Source organism: Acidovorax sp. GW835-FHT14B10 (assembly GCF_058793725.1).
Genome location: NZ_JBXAGC010000015.1, coordinates 9,967 through 26,859 on the forward strand (window position 1 = coordinate 9,967; position 16,893 = coordinate 26,859).

Genomic DNA, 16,893 nt, shown 5'->3' on the forward strand with positions numbered 1-16,893 from the left:
GAGTGGTAGTTCAGTTGGTTAGAATACCGGCCTGTCACGCCGGGGGTCGCGGGTTCGAGTCCCGTCCACTCCGCCAGTCAAAAGCCCTTGCAGGTCTTTGCTGTGCAAGGGTTTTTCTTTGGTGAAAACCAGAGAGGTTTGGGGGTATAGCTCAGCTGGGAGAGCGCTTGCATGGCATGCAAGAGGTCATCGGTTCGATCCCGTTTACCTCCACCAAAATTTGTCGGTTGTTGTTATCGGTTAGTTCCAAGGTTTTGACCCCATCGTCTAGAGGCCTAGGACATCACCCTTTCACGGTGAGTACCGGGGTTCGAATCCCCGTGGGGTCGCCAAGTTGTAGCGCTTGGCTTGTGTGAAGAACGCAAGCGAAAAGCTGCCTGCCAGGAGTGGTAGTTCAGTTGGTTAGAATACCGGCCTGTCACGCCGGGGGTCGCGGGTTCGAGTCCCGTCCACTCCGCCAGATAAGAGACCGCTGCAGTCGCAAGGCCGCAGCGGTTTTTTTGTGCTTTCTTGCAAGAAAAAGCCCGCTAGTTTTGCTTGCGGGATTTTTTCTTCAGCGAGGCGCCAGGCGGATGGCCCCGTCCAAGCGAATCACCTCGCCATTGAGCATGTCGTTTTCAATGATGTGCTGCACCAGCTTGGCATAGTCCTGCGGTGTGCCCAGGCGGCTGGGGAAAGGCACGCCGGCCGCGAGCGCGTCCTGCACTTCCTGTGGCATGCCAAACAGCATGGGGGTGCCAAAGATGCCGGGGGCAATGGTCATGTTGCGGATGCCGTTGCGGGCCAGGTCGCGGGCGATGGGCAGGGTCATGCCCACCACACCGCCCTTGGACGCCGAATATGCTGCCTGGCCGATCTGGCCGTCATAGGCCGCCACGCTGGCGGTGGAAATCATCACGCCGCGCTCGCCGGTGGCTTCGGGTTCATTCCTGCACATGGCCTCTGCGGCCAGGCGGATCATGTTGAAGCTGCCAATCAGGTTGACGGTGATGGTCTTGCTGAAAACAGCCAAGGCATGGGCGCCGTTCTTGCCGACGGTCTTTTCCGCGGGCGCGATGCCTGCGCAGTTCACCAAACCCATCAGCTTGCCCAGCGAAACGGCTTTGGCCACCACGGCCTGGCCATCGGTTTCGCTGCTGACGTCGCATTTCACGAAGGCGCCGCCGATTTCTTGGGCCACGGTTTCACCTTTTTCCGCTTGCATGTCGGCAATGACGACCTTGCCGCCTTGCGCCGCCAGCATGCGTGCCGTGCCTTCGCCCAGGCCCGACGCGCCGCCGGTCACGATGAATACCTTGCCTTTGATTTCCATGTTTTGTCTCCAGTAAGTGACGTTGACGTTCACGTCAATTATCACCCATGGATTGCGGCACTGACGGGCAAAAAAATACCCGGACAGTGCCGGGCAGGTTCAGACAACCCCCTTGGCAGGGGGTGATCAAAGCGTGAATTTACGGAAAACCCACCCGGTCCAGCATCTGCTGCACCTTGGTGACGTTGGCGCCCACTGCGCTGATCGGAATGGTTTCGCTCTTGAAGGGCTGGCCCTGCGCCATGGCCTTGAGCGCAGGATTGTCGATGTTCAGCCCCTTGGCTGCGGGCCATTCATTGTTGCCATTGGCAAAATAATTTTGTGCTTCAGGGCTGGCCAGGTATTCAAGAAACTTGACGGCGTTGGCCTGGTTCTTGGCATGGCGGGCAACGGCGCCACCGGCGATGTTCATGTGGGTGCCCCAGGACTGCTGGTTGGGAAACACCACGCCCACCTTGTTGGCCACGGCCACATCTTCGGGCTTGCTGGAGCGCATCAGGCGCGCCAGGTAATAGCTGTTGGTGACGGCGATGTCGCATTCGCCCGCCGCAACGGCCTTGATCTGGTCGGTGTCGCCGCCCTTGGGTGCACGTGCGAGGTTGGCCACCATGCCCTTGAGCCAGGCCTCGGCCTTCTGTTCGCCAAGGTGCTCGGTCACGGAGCCGAACAGGCTCAGGTTGTAGGGATGCGATCCCGAACGAATGCACAGCTTGCCCTTGTTCTTGGGATCGGCGAGTTCTTCATAGGTGTCCACATCGCTTTTCTGCACCTTGGCCTTGTTGAACACGATCAGCCGTGCGCGGGTGGAGAGCCCAAACCAGGAAATGCCGCCGTCCGCTGCTGGCTGGCTGCGCAGATTGGCAGGGATGGCATCTTCCAGCACCTTGGAGCGGATGGGCTGGAACAGACCATCTGTCTCGCCCCGGTGGAGCCGTGCGGCATCCACCAGCAGGATCACGTCGGCGGGGGAGGCCGTGCCTTCGGCCTTCAGCCGCGCCAGAATGCCCGCATCGTCCGCATCCACCCGGTTGATCTTGATGCCCGTGGCCTTGGTGAAACCGGTGTACAGGGCTTCATCGGTGGAATAGTGGCGGGCCGAGTAGAGGTTGACCACCGGTTCCTGGGCGATGGCGGTTCCCGCTGCAGCGGCCAGGGCGCAGGCGGTGAGCAGGGCTTTGACAGTCTTCGACATGGGTTACATCTCTGGAGGTTGGAGTGGTTAGATGATAAGGCAAACGCGAATTATTCGCAATAAATTCGCGCAACGAGCCCGCGCATAGGAAGAGGTCACGTGTCTTGAGTCCCACTGGAAATGGCGCGTGGGCCGGCTTGGCACCATCGGGAAAGATGGCTGCCGCAGGCGCAAGGAAGCACGGTGCACGGGGGGCTTCGGATTGTGTCCGCAAGCGCAGCAGATTCAGGCCTGGCCCCCGGAGGAGTTCCAATAGTGCTTTGAAACCCGCATGAATGCTTTGTTTCTAGTTTTTGATTTATAAAAGTACCGTCAAAAGTACCATCATTTTCCAATCCGTCTCGTTGTGGCATGGATGAGTCACTTGGATGCGAACTGACCTGCGATGGTCTTTGGGATCTGACCGGCTAGCAGGTTCCGAGAGCAACATGACACCTCAATGTCCAGCGTTTTGAGGCCGTTCGTATTTGGTATGTGCAGTCAGCCCTAGCAGCGTCTCCACTTGTCCTGCGGCTCGCATGACCTGGTACAGGTCAATCTGGTCGACGGTCGTGTCACTTTTGACATGCGTGGATAGATAGCTTTCTGACTGACTGAGCACACCGTTTCGGGCGCAGACGATGTACGAAAGAGACTCTGCCTCCAGCTCCCTTTGCGAATGCTGGAGTGGCGGGCGCTCCGGGATGTTCAGGTACTTGTCCTTCCCCAAATGCCCAAGAAATAGGTGACCCAGCTCGTGCGCTACCGTGGCGAACTGCACGTTGGCACCATGGTTGCGATTGACGTTCATCTGATAGCTGGTGGGCAGCTCAGGCTTCGTCGCTCGCAAAGCCACCCTGATCGATCCCGCCTTGCCGTCGCCCGCATCGATCTCATTCCATACGATGTGTTTTTTAGCCATTCTTGAGGCGTAGCCTGCCAAGGTGGCGGCGTCCACTGCACCGTGGGCAGCAAATGCCGAAACACCGTCTGGCAAAGGATCACCCTGGGTATCGGCCACGTCATAGACCAGTGCCACAGGGCCAAACGGCCACAGGATCAATAGTGGCCGTGCTCCATCCTTCACGGTGCGGTTGAACCGCTCCAGCCAATCTAGCCGTGATGCTGCGTACATCAGCCCAGGCTTTTGCACTTGAAGAAGCATCGCGTTGAACGGTGCGAAGTTGCGCAGCCGGATCACAAAATCGAGCAGCGCACGGTAGTCTTTGCCTGTTCGATACAGCCGTGAATCCGCGAGAAGCTGGTCCAGCAGGGCCCTGGCTGCTTCGGTTTCCAAAAGGTCCATTTGCTGCATGACTCCCCCATCGTGACTGCGAATTTAGTGACACTGCGCAGGTGTCGCGCTCTCGAAAAGCCCGCCAACTAGCCTCCTGCAGATGTCTGCCGCTTACGCTCCCCACTGAATGCGCTGGCCTGCCTCATCCAGGTGAATGGTTTCTCGCCCGTAGTTGAATCGCGGCGCATCCATGTCTACCGGCTCCAGCCGCAAGTGCCCACCGCACTCATGCTGAAACGCGCTGCACCCCCCGTTGTCATCAAACTTGAGGGGTTGGGTTTTGGCGCTTCCGCAAGTCAAGCAGCGGCATTCATTACCGCGAGTCTGGGCCAGCCTGATCTGCCCGCTCAATTCCTCTGCTCGCATTTGTAGTGTGTCCGGACCTTGACCAAATAGACGATAGACCCAGCGCTTAATCTGATGGACAGGGGTGGAAAAGGTGGCGTTCAGTGCGTCCAGTTCGGTCTGCAGGGGGGCAATCGCAGGTTGGGCGCCCTCCACATCGCGGGGATTGCGACAGTCGCTGCACCAACGCATCTCGCGGTGGCCATTGACAGTGGTCCCATCCACAAAGTGATACGCCAGCGTGATGCGCCGGAATACCAGAAAACCACGGTAGTCGCACGCGGTGCAGCTGAGGCGGCCGTCGGGCAAAGACATGGTTACGCCGTTTCGGAGGTTAAATTTTCTGGGTGACGAACATCATCCATTTCTGCTTGTGAGGCATGCTTGCCCATCACGTCCTGCAGGCCCGCCATGCTGCCCACCACCACATCCCAGGCCCAATGGCCCAGACCGCCTTGCGCATTCACGGCCTGCACCCACTGGTCCATTGCGCGCCGCTTGGCCTGGTCCTGGGGTGAATCCTCCCCCTTGATCTCCAGCACCAGGGTCTTGCCCGATTGGAAGCGCACCAAAAAATCGGGGATGTACTTGCGCTTGGTGCCGTTCCACAAATACAGGATGTGGAAGCCCAGGTGGTCGTTCTTTACCCAGGCCGCCACATCTGGGTGGGTTTCGGCCACGTTGGCGGCGTATTTCTCCCAGCCGCTGTCCACCACGATGTGGCTGATCTGGCTGCGCTGCGTGGGCTCGGCTACGCGCGTGGTGTACCAGGTGCGCATGTCGCGGGTGCTGCCCACCGGCCGCTCGCCATCAAACACGGCCTCCAGCCGCAAGGTGTTCTGCTCGATCACATAGGCCATCAGGTGCTGAACGATGGCATCCATGTGCATCGAGAACAGAATCCGCTTGCGCAGCGGGTCTTGGTGGAAAAGCGACGGAATATCGATCTTGTCTGACGCCAGAAACGTCTCCACCAGCCGCACCAACTGAAACAGCAGGTATTCCCGCTGCCCCTTGAACTGCTCCTGCAACTGCTCAAACGCCTTCTGCGCCGCCTTGAACACCAGCCTTTGCTGCCGGAACTCCTCGGGCAATTGCTCCAGGTCGATGGTGGTGATCTGGCTCCAGTCGGCTGCGCCGCCCAGCGCGGGGGCAATGTCCGCGTGCAGTGCCACCTTGGCGGGGTCAATCGTCAGCGGCGGCACCTTGCTCCACTCCACCACCAGTTGCGGGCGCACCACCTGGTCCACCCGCAGGATGTTGGGCCACTTGATCTCGTGCACCTGCCGCTCGGGCAGGGCCTTGATTTGCACGCTGGGCTTGGGCGGCGGGGGTGGCGGCCCGTCGCCACCGGGCGGCATGGCCACGGACAGCGGCACACCGAACACGTTCACAAACTCGGGCGCGTACAAACCCGTTTCTGGGTCGATGTCGTAGGCCACGCGGCGCAGGCCTCGGCCAATCACCTGCTCGCACAGCAACTGGCTGGTGAAGGCGCGCAGCCCCATGATGTGCGTCACCGTCTTGGCGTCCCAGCCCTCCGACAGCATGGCCACCGACACCACGTTCTGCAGGTCTTGCCCCAGCTGGCCAGGTTTGCCCACGGTGTCCACCAGCTCGCGCAGCACTTCTTCCTTCTTGGTGCTGCTGGCCAGCCAACGCTCTTTGTGCGTGGTCGCAATGCGCGCGGCCTGCACGATGCTGCGCAGGCGCGCGTCGTAGTCTTTGTCCGCTGACGCAGATTCGCCCACCTCGGCTTTTTCCAGCACTTTGGAGTCCACCCGCAGCGTGCGGTGGGCATCGTGCAGCTCGGTCCACTGCGCGTGGCCCTTGGTGAAGTAGTGCTCCACCCGCGCTGCGGTTTCAGTGCGGTTGCACACCGTCAGCATCACCGGGGGCGAGAGGTGCCCCTGCGCCGCCCATTCGGCAGCTGTGGCGCGCCAGTCGGCACCCAGCAACGTGTACGCCTGTTGTACCAGCGCAGGCAGGGGTTCGTGGGCCTCGGCCTTGCGGTTCAGGTCTTCCGCCACGTCGGGCTCGCGGTACAGGTGGTAGAGCTTGGGGCGCAGCGTTTGCGCGTTGGGCAGGGCGTCGTCGCGCACCACCACGCGGGGCGTTTTCACCAGCCCTGCCTCGATGGCATCGTTCAGGCCAAAGTCCGACACCACCCAGGTGAACAGGCCCGCCTCGGTGTTGGTGCGTCCCGTGGGCGCAAACGGCGTGGCCGACAGGTCAAAGCAGCGCGCAATGCGCCTTGTTTTGTGAATGCGGTCCAGCCCCTCCACCCATCGGGTGGCCTCGTCCAGGTCAATGCCAAAGGCCTCGGCATCGGCCTTGCTCACCTTGATGTCGGCGGGCTTGCGGTAGGCGTGGTGCGCCTCGTCGTTGATGACCACCAGGTTCTTGGCGTTGGCCAGCGTGCCCAGCACGCGGCGGGTGTAGGCCTCGTCGCTCTCCTTGCCCTTTTTCACCACCGAGCGCTCTTGCTCTTTCAGCGGCATCAGGGTGTGCCAGTTTTCAATCAGGATGTCGGCCCGGTTGAGCTTTTGCCGCAGCGCCTCCGAAGGGCACAGCTCGAACTGGTCGTAGTAATTGCTCTCATGCCCTGGCATCAGCACCTGCAGGCGCGACTTCACCGTCAGGCCCGGCGCCACCAGAAAAACAGCGCTCGAATACTTGCGCGGCGACTTGGGGTAGGTCAGCGCATTGAGCACCTGCCAGGTGATGATCATGGCCATCACCGTGGTTTTGCCGCTGCCCGTGGCCATTTTGTTGCACAGCCGCTCAAACTCACCGCCGTCGCCCTGGATGTAGATGCCCTGGCGGTATTCGGGCAGCGCCTCCAGGTGCCAGATCAGCGTCTCGATGGCTTCGAGCTGGCAGAAGTAGAAAGGGTACTGGCGGCGCGACACCTTGTCTGCATCCCACCAGTGCTGCAGCAGACCCAGCGTCACCGCCGTGGTGCCCGGCCAGCCATCAGCCCGCCACAGGCGCACCCGGTCGCGGATGGTATCCACCAGCGGGATGGAAACCTGCCGCCGCGTGTTCTCGCGCGTGTCGATGATTTCGTAGCCCGCCGGGCGGCGTGCGGGCTCCAGCCGCAGGGTGCGGTCAGCGTTCTCGGCCCAGTGCTGCTGCGGCTCGGTGAAGGCCGAGTTGATGATGAGAGAGTTGGGCGCAGCCATCAGATCACCACCCGGGTTGATGGCGGGTTCAAGCCGCGCGCCGCCAGCATGTTGGCCTCCCTGCTGCCGGGGCGAATCCCCACATGGGCGGTTGCCATCCAATGAAACCGTTGATGCCCCTGAGCGGCGCAGGCATCGGTCAGGGCCTTGAGTTGCCGAAATTCCGGTTGATCCAGTTTGCCCTGCAACCAGTCGAGCTTGGCCAAAATAATCTTGACCTCACCCAGGCTGGACGCCGAGTGAGGCTCCACCCATACCGCAAACTCCTGTTTTCCGGGCTTGTGCATGCCAATACCGAAATCCCAACGGTTCGCCTCAGGTTCCGCCTGCTTGAAAGCCGCGTCCATATCCAGGCTTCCCGTGAACCGCGTTGTGGCGGTCTTGCCCTCGACACTGCCGCGGTAGCGGTTTTCCACGGCTGACTTGCCTGGTGCCGCAGTCAACCCGGCTGCCGTTGCGGCCTTCTCAAAAGCGGACAGCGCAGGCGCTGCGGGTGCTTTTCGGTTTCCTCCCTGCTTCTTGGTGCTCATTGCGCGGGGGCCTCCACCTTCGCAGCCTTGTTGCGGCGCTTGGCCTTGGGCTGGCTTTCTGTGCGATTCACCACATCGGCAATAACTTGCCCTGTGCGGCTGGCAAAACCCACCAGTCCGCCCCATTCGGCCTCAGCGGTTTCGTCAGACAAGGGGCTCAGACGGGAAATGTCTTTCACCTCGTTGTCCCGACTGAAGAAGTACACGCGCAAGTCCTTCTTCAGCACGGCTTTGCCCAGCTCGTTGGCATAGCCACCAGCGCGCAGGTTCAATAGTCTGCGTACATCCGACTCTGTGCCGCCCAGCTGTTTGAATTCCTGCAAGGCCCACACCAGATCCAGAACCACCGGCGAGTGGGTGGACAGCACCACCTTGTAGCCCCGCTTCATAAGCTCCAGTACCAGCAACAACACCGCCTCGATGCCTTGTGGGTGCAGGCCCATCTCGGGCTCCTCGATCACCACCCATTCAATGTCATCGCGCCGGGACGTGCCGCCAGCAGGGCACAGCCAGTACAAGCCCAGCAACAGCGGCGTGAACTCCCGTTGCCCCGCCGACCAGGCGGTGTAGGGCAGCCCTTCCTTGTGCCCCGGCACATTGAGCACCAGGCGCTTGGTGAAATCCTTGGAGTCCACCGCCAGCTTGGCCGTGCCGTACAGGTGCTGCGTGATGGGCTTGCGCAGCGTGTCGTTCAGCCGGTTGGGTTGCGGAAACAGCTCCCCCTTGGCGCCAAACTCGTTTTGCAGCAGGTCATGCACCGTGTCGCTGAAATAACGCAGGGTGTACGGGTCGCCATAGTCGAACTGGCCAAAGTTCTGCGTCATGCCGCGCGTCAGGCTCATTACCCGCTGGGCGGGAATGAAGAACAGCTTTTCCTGGCGCTGTTTGCCCTTGCTGGGCTTGGCCAGGTCAGGCAACGTGGCCTGCTTGCCGTTCCAGCGCAGTTGAGAGCCGTCCTTGTTCCACGCTGCGGCCATGCCCTTGCCGTAGTAGCCGCCCAGAAAGGCGCCGCTGTCGCCGTTGAACGACACGCTGTGGTGCCGGAAGGTGTCGTGGATGTGGTCGCGGTCCAGCACCAGCTTGAGCGTCTGCAAAAAAATGCTCTTGCCCGTGGCCTGCGGGCCGACGATGACCGTGAGGTCGCCAAACACTACATCGGCCGCCTTGATGGGCCCCACCTGCTGCAGGCTCAGGCGGTTGCTTTTACGAACTGCCATCACTGGCCTCCTTGTGTGCTTGCATCCAGCCGCATCACCTTCAGCGACTCAATGCCCCGGTCATCCACAATTTTCACCGCCACCATGCGGTTATCGCCCGCGGCAAACGGCAGCGACACGGTGCCGGTAAATGCCTGCAGCAGGTCCGCATCCAGCTCGGCGCGGATGTCCTTCTTCAGCTTCATCCAGCCCTCGTCCTTGCCCGCCATGGGGAAGAACACCTGGTGTGGGAACAGGCTGCGCCCGTCGTAGTCGGTATCCAGTTGCCAAGCCGCAATCTTGGCCTTGCCGCCCGACACCAGCTCGCCCTTGGCGGTGTCGAAGTAGTCAAAGCCATTCACCTCCACCTGCCACAGGCCATCTTTGGTGGCCGACAGCAGCACATCGGGCTGGCCCATGAGCCAGAAGCTCTGGTTGCTGCTGCGCGCTTTTTTCAGGTCTTCGGTCAGCAGGTCAGTGTTCATCTGCGCCTTCAGCGCGGTGATGCCCTTGAGGGCGTCGATGTCCTTGGCCGCCTCGGGGTCGAAGGCGAAGGCGCAGAACACGATCATTTTGGGGCGGGGGAACAGCTCGCTGGCCTCGTTCAACGCACGCTCCACCTGGCGCTGCTCCAGCGCGCCGTGCTCGGGGCCAAAGCTCACCACCACGCGCTCTCCGGTGTCCAGGCTGCCGCTGGCGTGCACGCTGGTGGTGCCGGGCAACACCTCCAGCTCGGCAAAGCGCAGCATTTGCCCGCCCTTGCCGCGAATGCCGGTTTTGAGCAGCTCGTCGCGCCAGGCGTGCTGGCGGCTGGTGTGGCCGCTGCGGGCCAGGCTCATATCAGCCAAATCGGCCGCTTGCGCTTTCCCCGCTTGCGCAGGCAGCTCCTCAAGTGATAGCACGGTGGGGAAGGGTACCGCCTCCACCGTGAACGGGCCGCACACGCGCAGCTTCGCCTTGTCGCGCTCGGGCTGGTCGTACAGGGTTTCGTTGTCGGCGTTGGCGGCAATGCTGCGGTCCATCTCGGCCTGCATCTTTTGCCGCGCGGTGTGGAAGGCTGCCAGCGGCGCTTGCAGCGCGGCGGGCCAGTCCGGGGGCAGGTCAAACGGCACTTCCCATTCGTGCAAGTCCTGGCCCTTGCTGCCCAGCGCCAGCTTCTGGCCTTTGCGCGCGCCCTCGGTCACGGGGAAGGGCGCTGCCGGGGCATGGGCGTGCAGCGCGGCGTTCAGGTCGGCCAGCGCGGTGGCGATGCCGGGGTGCAGTCGCTCGTAGATCGCGTCGATCTCGGCATTGTTGGCAATGCTTTTGAGCGTGACGTGGGGCACGGTTTTGTAGATGAATCCCCCCCGCAGCCCCTCGTTGGGGTAGCGCAGCGCAAAGTAATCAAAGCTGGCCGTCATCAGCCGCTGCTTGGCCAGCGTGATGGCCACGCGCGAGGTGTCGCAGGTGATCCAGCGGCGGCCCCATTTCTCGGCGACATAAGCCGTGGTGCCCGAACCGCAGGTGGGGTCTAAAACCAAATCGCCGGGGTCGGTGGTCATCAATATGCAGCGCTCGATAGGCGTCGCAGGTGTTTGAACTGCATAAACCTTGGAGTCGCTTCGACTTTGAACCCCGGAAAGATCATTCCATACATTGGTAATTCGATAGCCCGTGAAATCGTTGAAGTAGCGCACATATGCCGGGCGCTTCCCTTCAATGCGGACACGATTTACGAGCAATAAGCGGCTAAAACCTGTTTCGCTGGGTTTCCAATATCCGGGTTCCGGATTAAATTTTTGACCGTTTAGTTCAATTTGGTATCGCCCGCCAGGCCGTTGAGATGTGATCGTGTCCAGACGAAATGCCCTGCCATCTGAAAAATCTGAATCTCCTTCTGCTTCCTTGGCTGTGCGCACGCGACCATTTGGCATTTGAATGGATCGGTACTTTGAACCACCTTCTCCGCCCAATTCTTTCTCGGTAAAAATTGGTCGAAATTTAACGGAACTTTCATCCTTCGCGTACCAAACCAAGTAATCACAAATGCCAGCGACACGATTGGTTTTTTCACTTGTTGTCGTTGTGAATGCAATTTGAGAAACGAAATTTTGTACGCCGAATAATTCGTCCATCAGATTTCGCACAAGGTGGACGTTCTCATCCGATATCTGCACAAACACGCTGCCCGATTCGCTCAATAACTCGCGCGCCAGCAGCAGCCGGTCGCGCAAATACGTCAAATACGAGTGAATGCCTAGTTCCCAGGTATCGCGGAAGGCTTTGATCATTTCGGGCTCTTGCGTCAAATCCGCGTCGGCCCGGTCTTTCACGTCGCGCTTGCCCACGAAGGGCTGGAAGTTGCTGCCGTACTTGATGCCGTAGGGCGGGTCGATGTAGATCATCTGTACCTGCCCGGCCATGCCTTCTTTTTGCAGCAGGCTGTTCATCACCAGCAGGCTGTCGCCGGCCACCAGCCGGTTGGCCCAGCCGCGGTCGTGTTTGTAGAAGTCCAGCGCAGAGCGCAGGGGCACGTTCTCGAACGGGGCCTCAAACAGGCCGGGTTGGTAGAAGTTGGGGTGTTTTTGGCCTCCAGCCTTTGCCCTGCTTGCGCTACCAGCTATTGAATTGATAGCATTCTGGCGCTTGCCCACGCTGCTCAGGATGCTCATGGCGTCGATGCGCTCGTGCACATGCAGGCTCACGGTGTCCACCTCAAAGGCGGTGCGCTCGGCCTTGCCGGTCCATTGCAAATAGGGCGCGCCCATGCGTTGCAGGGTTTGCAGGGCGTGGCGCATGGCGGCGGGGTCGTTGCCGGCCAGGGCGTCAGCAATCAGCGCATCGGCCTGGGCGCGGGCGCTGTCAAATTGCAAGGCGGGGTCGAGGTGCGGGTCGTAGGCCCAGGCGGTTTTGGGCTGCTCGGGGTCGCTCTCGGTGTTGACCAGGCCCACTTCGGGGTTGTTCTTGCGCCGGTCGGGGTGGCGGTAGGCCAGCACCTGGGCGTCGCCGGTGTCGGGCTGCGCCGGTGCGGGTTTGGCTTTGGCGGGCTTGGCCTGCTTGACGGCTGCGGCGGAGGCATTGGGCGCTGGTACTGCTGGGGCATCGAGCGCAAACGCGGGGCGTGCCGCACCGGTGGCCCGGGCGGTGGAGCCGCCGCGCCCTTTACCTTTGACGGCCAGGCCCGCTGCCACCAGCGCTTCGCGCGCGGTTTTAAAGTCGTCTTCCGTGGCGGGAGGCTGGTGCCCAGCGGCTTGGGCGGCGGCCAAAAATTGCTCCAGCAGCGTGATGTTGCCCACGGTGGTGTGGTCTGCTGGCAGCAGGTTGAGCAACAGCGTTTGATGCTGTTGTTGTTCGTTGGTCATTCGCCCCATCCCCTCTGATCTCGATAAGAGGGAAGTTATAGCAGGACATTACGACCCAAAGCCCGTTTCAGAAATTCACTCAATGGCCCATACACCGGCGAAGACTCAGGATGGTTGAGGATATGGGTCACGCGAACCGCACGCTCTGCGTCGGTCAGCTGGCGTCGTACAGTTGCTCTGCTTACCTCCTCCAGGCCCGCAACACGGGTTTTGATGGATGCCATGTTTCACTCCTAATAGTCCGTCGATTCGTAGTCAGGGTCGTCGTACACGACTGGAAACGCACTCGGGCGGCGCAGTACGAGGGTGACGATCGCCGCATACATCTCGCTGGAGAACATGGGGAACTTGCCCGCATACGCGAGCAACTCATCGTCTGTCATGGCCTTGAGGTCCACATGGGCCGCAGCCTTTTCCAACTTGGCCACACGCGTGTCAAGACTGGGCATGGGCTGCCTCCAGATGCTCCACGCGTGCCAGGAATTGCGCTTCGGTTTCATCGTTCCTGCGATCCACCATGCTTCCACTCCAGAGCCTTGCACTGACGGTGCCACGGACTGGGCACACGAACGTGATGTGGATGCGCGGTGGCACCACTGGGACGCTGGTCACCTCCAGCACCTTGATGCGCTTTTCAAGACTTGCCATGGTGCTTCTCCAGCGCTGCCACGCGGGCGGCCAGTTCATCCACCTCGGCCACGCGGGCCAGCGTACCGAGCGCACCCACCAAGGCGGCACCCTGGCTTGGCGCCAAAACCCCAGTAGACACGGCCGCCATCACGGCACGGCCTTGCTCGGTCAGCGTGCCATTGGGCAGGTTGAGGGGTTGGCCCATATCGGTCGCCTTGAGGGGCGCAACCGTGCGCTCCAGCAGCAGGCGGGCGGCGCCTACATCGCCATCGAGCGCACGCTGCATCATGGCTTCCAGCAGTTCGGGGATGCGCGTGGCAATGGAAGATCGGATTTGCGCAACGTCACCTGATCCCTTGGGGCGACCCTTGGGGTTGCCGGACTGACCCGGCTTCCAGCCGTGGCCCTGGGGCGTCTTCTTCTTTTCAGTCATGGTTGTTCTCCCGTTGTTTTTTCAGGGGTGCGACGGGTGCTTGAGTCGGCTTGCCCAAGAAGTGCCCAAGCAGGTCTTGTCGCAGGTGCAGTGGTGTTTCCAGCACTTGCTCTCGCATGTCCTGGCGGGCTTTCTCGCTATCGTTGAACTGATCGCACCGGCGCATGGCGGCTTCAAGTAGCTGCACCGTGATGCGGCTCGATTCCAGCAAGTACGCGATCAGGTCTGGCTTGTGGGCCAGCACGGCAGCGCGCTGCGCGGGCGTCAGCTTTCCGGCAGGAACCACGATGCCGGTATGGTCAGGTGTCACGCTGGGTTCAATGCCCGACGCCAGCAGGTCGGCAAGAATGGTTTCTGGAGTCACAGCTCCTCCGTCGCCAATGTCCCAGCCGGACTCGAAGTCATGGATGTCTTGATGTCATGCCCGGCATCAGAAGGAACGATGACTTCATGACTTACATGAAATGGATTCGGCAGTTTTCCTTTGATGACCCATTTCACTTTGCCGCCGATGTTGCCAAGGCTCTTGCACTCCACGCCTAGCTGGCGCAGCGCTGGTGACGCACGTCGCAGCGCATCGCCCAGGCCTTTCGGTGTACGCGGCCAGGCTTCAGCACCCGCAGGTTTGTAGTGCTCCAGGCGCATCAGAATGTCCTTCACGCTCGCCTCGATGCCGTAGGGGTTGGCTTCGATGAACTCCAGCACCGCAGACGCTACGGGGCTCGCATCGAGGGTGCGGGCCACAGTCTCGGCGCGGGTGGTCTTGAACTGCTGGAGGAACTCATCCGGGTGCGTCCCTGATGCCTTGGCCAGTGCCATGCCCAGCAGTACGTACTCCACCAGGCGCGGGCGATCTTCACGGGGCAGGCTCACGTTGGGCAGCTCACGCAGCGCCCCCGTCGCCAGGTCGAACAGGGCGCCCAGCATGCCGGGCAATGCACGGTCGAACGCTTGCCACTGCTGGCTGCTTGACTGGCGCGTGTCGATCACCGGGCACTCCACGCTGATGACCCGATCCACCAGGTCTTGCTGCGTCACGCTGATGCTGATGCCGTTCACCATCCATGGGCGGCACACGCTGATGATGTGTTCTTCCGAGTCGGTGAAAAGCTGGCGTTTGGCGTAGCCACCGCCGGTGCTCAAAATCGCCAGCGCATCCTGCATGGGGCCAGCAAGATGGCTCACGTTCTCGTAGCAGACTGCATGGTTCTGTCCGGCCGCCACAAAAATGTCCTCTACGGTCTTGGGTGCGCTGCGCAGGTTGCAGCCGTTGGGGTCGATCAGGCGGCGCAGGGCTGCAGCGGTGGTGCTCTTGCCGCTGCCTTGCTCCCCCACCAGCTCCAGGCCAGGGAAGGGTGAGTCCGGGCGCAGGGAGTCCACCAGCCAGGCCAGCACCAGCAGACGCTGCTGCTCGGGGACGTTGGCGATCTCCCATAAGGGCGCGATGCTGCCGCCACCCACAGGTATGGGAAGGGGCTGCATGGACTCTCCGCGCACGAACAACACCGGAGGACGTTCTACGACCCTCCAGCCGGTTCTGGTCAGCTCCACAGCATTGCTATTGCCTGCATGGCACAAGTCGATCCAATAGCGACCATCGCGGCCTGCAACGCGGATGTAAACGTCCTGCGGGTCGCCCTCAAACCGGGCAAGGGCTTGCAACGTGCCCAGGGCTTCGCGCCAGGATTGGTCGCGCACTGCAATTTCCATTTGTGCGAAAAAACCTGCCGTCACGCGGTCACGGAACTGGCGCGCACCCATGCGGCGCACTTCGCCGGTGTGGCGGTCGCGAGCGTAGGTGTCGCCGTTCTTGTCGTGCAGCAGGTCGAAGCGCTCGCGAACGAACTTGACCAGCAGGTCAGTCTGGGAAGGCTTCTTCTCGGGCTCGTCCTCGCCAGGTTCAGCGTTCGCGGCGGGCGCTTCTTTCAGCATGTCCTGCAGCGCCGCGACACTACCGCCCGCGTCCAGCCAGTCCGACACGTCGCCTTTCTCGGGCAGGTCGGGTAGCGCTATGACGCGAACATTGGCAGCGATGCCGAGCAGGGCCTTGACGGCCTTCCTTGCGTGCTCCCGGCCTGCATCGTCGTTGTCGGGCAGGATGACCACACGGCGGCCGCGCAGGAACTCGGAATGCTCCTTGCGCCACTTGCCAGCGCCACCTGCATTGCAGGTTGCCACCAGGCTCAGGGATGCAAGGCGGTCTGCGTCCTTTTCTCCCTCCACCAGGTACACCACAGCATCGGGCGCTGCCAGCAGCTCGGGCAGTCGGTAGGGCACCACGCGCACGTCCTTGGCGCTCCAGCTCCAGCCTTCGCCATCCGGACGGCGCTGCTTGAAGGTTTTGGGGTCCATGCGAACGACCTGCATCAGCAGTTCGCCCTGCTCGTCGCGGTAGTCGTAGGAGGTCACGATCTTGGCCGGGGCTTTACTGGCCTTGGGGGCGTACGCTTCCTTGGCAGCGGCCGGGCATGACTTTATGACTTGCATGATTTCGCGTCCGGCTGGAATGTTGGTGCGGTCGCTTCCGATGTAGCCGTTTTGCACCAGCCACTGATGCGCAGCGCCGCGTTCTCTGATGCCGGTGCCGTACTGCACAAGCTTGATGACGCCGCCCCCCTCATTGGCTTCGTGGTCGAAGAACTGGTTTTTCTCTAAGTCAACGGATTTGCTGCCGTGGCTGCCAAAGCGCAGCTCGCTGGGCTTGGAAAGCTGCTCATTCGGGTCGCCCCAAAAATGGCGGGCGATGGGGCCAATCAGTTCGCAATAGCTGGTGCCGTCCTCGCTGGGAATGTTCTTTTGGGCGGTGTTTGTGTTCATGACCGTCCTTTAAGCCGCTTCGGCTTGTTGGTTGATCCACGCACGCACGTCACCAACTTTCCAGGCCGTCACTCGCTCAGACAGCTTCGTCGGCTTCGGAAATTTAGAGCTTGCAACCAATCGCCAGAAAGTGGCGGGGCTGAAGGGCAGGGGAGTGGGACGGGTTGGGTGCTTGGGATCACGCACCAACTGAGACTGCCGGACCCAAGCGGAATCCGGCAAGTCATCAAAATTCGGGATTTGTGCAGCGTGCACTTCCAGCTTTGCCAGGGGCTGGGCTGTTCTCTTCAGTTGTTTACGGGCCGTTTGCGGCGTTGGTTGGCTGGGCATCTCTGTGACTCCGGTGATGCACAGCGAGCAGCCATGGCCAGTGGTTGCTTGCTGTGCGATGACTTGAAAGTGCGCACGAATCCAGTGTGCAAATTCAAGCCATCAGAGCCAAACCGGAGTGGGGGGTAACTTCTGAGATTTATTGGTTATAAATGAGATGAATTGACATTAATATCAATAAGTTACGTGCAAATTTGTTTCTGAGATTTACATCATGAAAAAGCTTGCCAAAAGACGTGCGCCGCATAGCGCAACAAGCCTCATGGTTCTGGATGCGCTTGTGCGGCTGCACACGCTAGGCGGAAG

At 61.2% G+C, this 16,893-nt stretch carries 15 protein-coding genes and 3 tRNA genes; 3 read left to right on the forward strand and 15 right to left on the reverse strand.

Annotated features, from left to right (window positions below):
* The first annotated feature begins 140 nt into the window (after positions 1–140).
* The 3 genes from AC1Q5S_RS12910 to AC1Q5S_RS12920 all read left to right on the forward strand — a co-directional run bounded on the left by AC1Q5S_RS12910 (position 141) and on the right by AC1Q5S_RS12920 (position 460).
* Positions 141–216, forward strand: a tRNA-Ala gene (locus AC1Q5S_RS12910).
* 40 nt (positions 217–256) lie between these two features.
* Positions 257–332 (forward strand) — tRNA-Glu (locus AC1Q5S_RS12915).
* 51 nt (positions 333–383) lie between these two features.
* Positions 384–460, forward strand: a tRNA-Asp gene (locus tag AC1Q5S_RS12920).
* A 93-nt stretch (positions 461–553) separates the two neighbouring features.
* Here the strand turns inward: AC1Q5S_RS12920 and AC1Q5S_RS12925 are convergent.
* The 15 genes from AC1Q5S_RS12925 to AC1Q5S_RS12995 all read right to left on the reverse strand — a co-directional run bounded on the left by AC1Q5S_RS12925 (position 554) and on the right by AC1Q5S_RS12995 (position 16,587).
* A complete protein-coding gene (locus tag AC1Q5S_RS12925; protein WP_422204318.1) occupies positions 554–1,312 on the reverse strand; it encodes a 3-hydroxyacyl-CoA dehydrogenase in 759 nt (252 codons plus the stop codon).
* A gap of 139 nt (positions 1,313–1,451) precedes the next feature.
* Positions 1,452–2,504, reverse strand: coding sequence for an extracellular solute-binding protein (locus AC1Q5S_RS12930; RefSeq protein WP_492238955.1), 1,053 nt, complete (start codon positions 2,502–2,504; stop codon positions 1,452–1,454).
* 436 nt (positions 2,505–2,940) lie between these two features.
* A complete protein-coding gene (locus AC1Q5S_RS12935) occupies positions 2,941–3,798 on the reverse strand; it encodes an ImmA/IrrE family metallo-endopeptidase (RefSeq protein ID WP_492238956.1) in 858 nt (285 codons plus the stop codon).
* 93 nt (positions 3,799–3,891) lie between these two features.
* Positions 3,892–4,440 (reverse strand): hypothetical protein, encoded by a 549-nt coding sequence (locus AC1Q5S_RS12940; protein ID WP_492238957.1) that lies wholly within the window; start codon positions 4,438–4,440, stop codon positions 3,892–3,894.
* 2 nt (positions 4,441–4,442) lie between these two features.
* Entirely contained in the window at positions 4,443–7,310 is a 2,868-nt protein-coding gene (locus AC1Q5S_RS12945) for a BPTD_3080 family restriction endonuclease (RefSeq protein WP_492238958.1), read from the reverse strand.
* Positions 7,310–7,840 (reverse strand): hypothetical protein, encoded by a 531-nt coding sequence (locus tag AC1Q5S_RS12950; protein ID WP_492238959.1) that lies wholly within the window; start codon positions 7,838–7,840, stop codon positions 7,310–7,312. Before AC1Q5S_RS12950 ends, AC1Q5S_RS12945 begins: the two co-directional genes overlap by 1 nt.
* Positions 7,837–9,057 carry an AAA family ATPase gene (locus AC1Q5S_RS12955; RefSeq protein ID WP_492238960.1) on the reverse strand — a complete coding sequence of 407 codons (1,221 nt, stop codon included), beginning with the start codon at positions 9,055–9,057 and terminating at the stop codon, positions 7,837–7,839. The genes AC1Q5S_RS12950 and AC1Q5S_RS12955 overlap by 4 nt, the downstream gene beginning before the upstream one ends.
* Positions 9,057–12,377 (reverse strand): site-specific DNA-methyltransferase, encoded by a 3,321-nt coding sequence (locus AC1Q5S_RS12960; protein ID WP_492238961.1) that lies wholly within the window; start codon positions 12,375–12,377, stop codon positions 9,057–9,059. Before AC1Q5S_RS12960 ends, AC1Q5S_RS12955 begins: the two co-directional genes overlap by 1 nt.
* 35 nt (positions 12,378–12,412) lie before the next feature.
* Positions 12,413–12,601, reverse strand: coding sequence for a hypothetical protein (locus tag AC1Q5S_RS12965; RefSeq protein ID WP_492238962.1), 189 nt, complete (start codon positions 12,599–12,601; stop codon positions 12,413–12,415).
* 9 nt (positions 12,602–12,610) lie between these two features.
* Positions 12,611–12,826, reverse strand: coding sequence for a hypothetical protein (locus tag AC1Q5S_RS12970; protein ID WP_492238963.1), 216 nt, complete (start codon positions 12,824–12,826; stop codon positions 12,611–12,613).
* On the reverse strand, positions 12,813–13,025 hold the full coding sequence (locus AC1Q5S_RS12975; protein WP_492238964.1) for a hypothetical protein: 213 nt from the start codon (positions 13,023–13,025) through the stop codon (positions 12,813–12,815). The genes AC1Q5S_RS12970 and AC1Q5S_RS12975 overlap by 14 nt, the downstream gene beginning before the upstream one ends.
* Entirely contained in the window at positions 13,012–13,440 is a 429-nt protein-coding gene (locus tag AC1Q5S_RS12980; RefSeq protein ID WP_492238965.1) for a DUF5681 domain-containing protein, read from the reverse strand. The genes AC1Q5S_RS12975 and AC1Q5S_RS12980 overlap by 14 nt, the downstream gene beginning before the upstream one ends.
* Positions 13,433–13,804, reverse strand: a complete 372-nt coding sequence (locus AC1Q5S_RS12985) for a hypothetical protein (protein WP_492238966.1) — start codon at positions 13,802–13,804, stop codon at positions 13,433–13,435. Before AC1Q5S_RS12985 ends, AC1Q5S_RS12980 begins: the two co-directional genes overlap by 8 nt.
* A complete protein-coding gene (locus tag AC1Q5S_RS12990) occupies positions 13,801–16,257 on the reverse strand; it encodes an AICE element replication initiation protein (protein ID WP_492238967.1) in 2,457 nt (818 codons plus the stop codon). Before AC1Q5S_RS12990 ends, AC1Q5S_RS12985 begins: the two co-directional genes overlap by 4 nt.
* Positions 16,258–16,266: 9 nt before the next feature.
* Complete coding sequence (locus AC1Q5S_RS12995; RefSeq protein ID WP_492238968.1) at positions 16,267–16,587, reverse strand: helix-turn-helix transcriptional regulator; 321 nt, start codon at positions 16,585–16,587, stop codon at positions 16,267–16,269.
* Between the last annotated feature and the right edge of the window lie 306 nt (positions 16,588–16,893).

What these genes read in the sequence shown, in the direction of transcription:
- AC1Q5S_RS12925 (WP_422204318.1), bottom strand. Translation starts at nt 1,312, where the DNA reads ATGGAAATCAAAGGCAAGGTATTCATCGTGACCGGCGGCGCGTCGGGC.
- AC1Q5S_RS12930 (WP_492238955.1), bottom strand. Translation starts at nt 2,504, where the DNA reads ATGTCGAAGACTGTCAAAGCCCTGCTCACCGCCTGCGCCCTGGCCGCT.
- AC1Q5S_RS12935 (WP_492238956.1), bottom strand. Translation starts at nt 3,798, where the DNA reads ATGCAGCAAATGGACCTTTTGGAAACCGAAGCAGCCAGGGCCCTGCTG.
- AC1Q5S_RS12940 (WP_492238957.1), bottom strand. Translation starts at nt 4,440, where the DNA reads ATGTCTTTGCCCGACGGCCGCCTCAGCTGCACCGCGTGCGACTACCGT.
- AC1Q5S_RS12945 (WP_492238958.1), bottom strand. Translation starts at nt 7,310, where the DNA reads ATGGCTGCGCCCAACTCTCTCATCATCAACTCGGCCTTCACCGAGCCG.
- AC1Q5S_RS12950 (WP_492238959.1), bottom strand. Translation starts at nt 7,840, where the DNA reads ATGAGCACCAAGAAGCAGGGAGGAAACCGAAAAGCACCCGCAGCGCCT.
- AC1Q5S_RS12955 (WP_492238960.1), bottom strand. Translation starts at nt 9,057, where the DNA reads ATGGCAGTTCGTAAAAGCAACCGCCTGAGCCTGCAGCAGGTGGGGCCC.
- AC1Q5S_RS12960 (WP_492238961.1), bottom strand. Translation starts at nt 12,377, where the DNA reads ATGACCAACGAACAACAACAGCATCAAACGCTGTTGCTCAACCTGCTG.
- AC1Q5S_RS12965 (WP_492238962.1), bottom strand. Translation starts at nt 12,601, where the DNA reads ATGGCATCCATCAAAACCCGTGTTGCGGGCCTGGAGGAGGTAAGCAGA.
- AC1Q5S_RS12970 (WP_492238963.1), bottom strand. Translation starts at nt 12,826, where the DNA reads ATGCCCAGTCTTGACACGCGTGTGGCCAAGTTGGAAAAGGCTGCGGCC.
- AC1Q5S_RS12975 (WP_492238964.1), bottom strand. Translation starts at nt 13,025, where the DNA reads ATGGCAAGTCTTGAAAAGCGCATCAAGGTGCTGGAGGTGACCAGCGTC.
- AC1Q5S_RS12980 (WP_492238965.1), bottom strand. Translation starts at nt 13,440, where the DNA reads ATGACTGAAAAGAAGAAGACGCCCCAGGGCCACGGCTGGAAGCCGGGT.
- AC1Q5S_RS12990 (WP_492238967.1), bottom strand. Translation starts at nt 16,257, where the DNA reads ATGAACACAAACACCGCCCAAAAGAACATTCCCAGCGAGGACGGCACC.
- AC1Q5S_RS12995 (WP_492238968.1), bottom strand. Translation starts at nt 16,587, where the DNA reads ATGCCCAGCCAACCAACGCCGCAAACGGCCCGTAAACAACTGAAGAGA.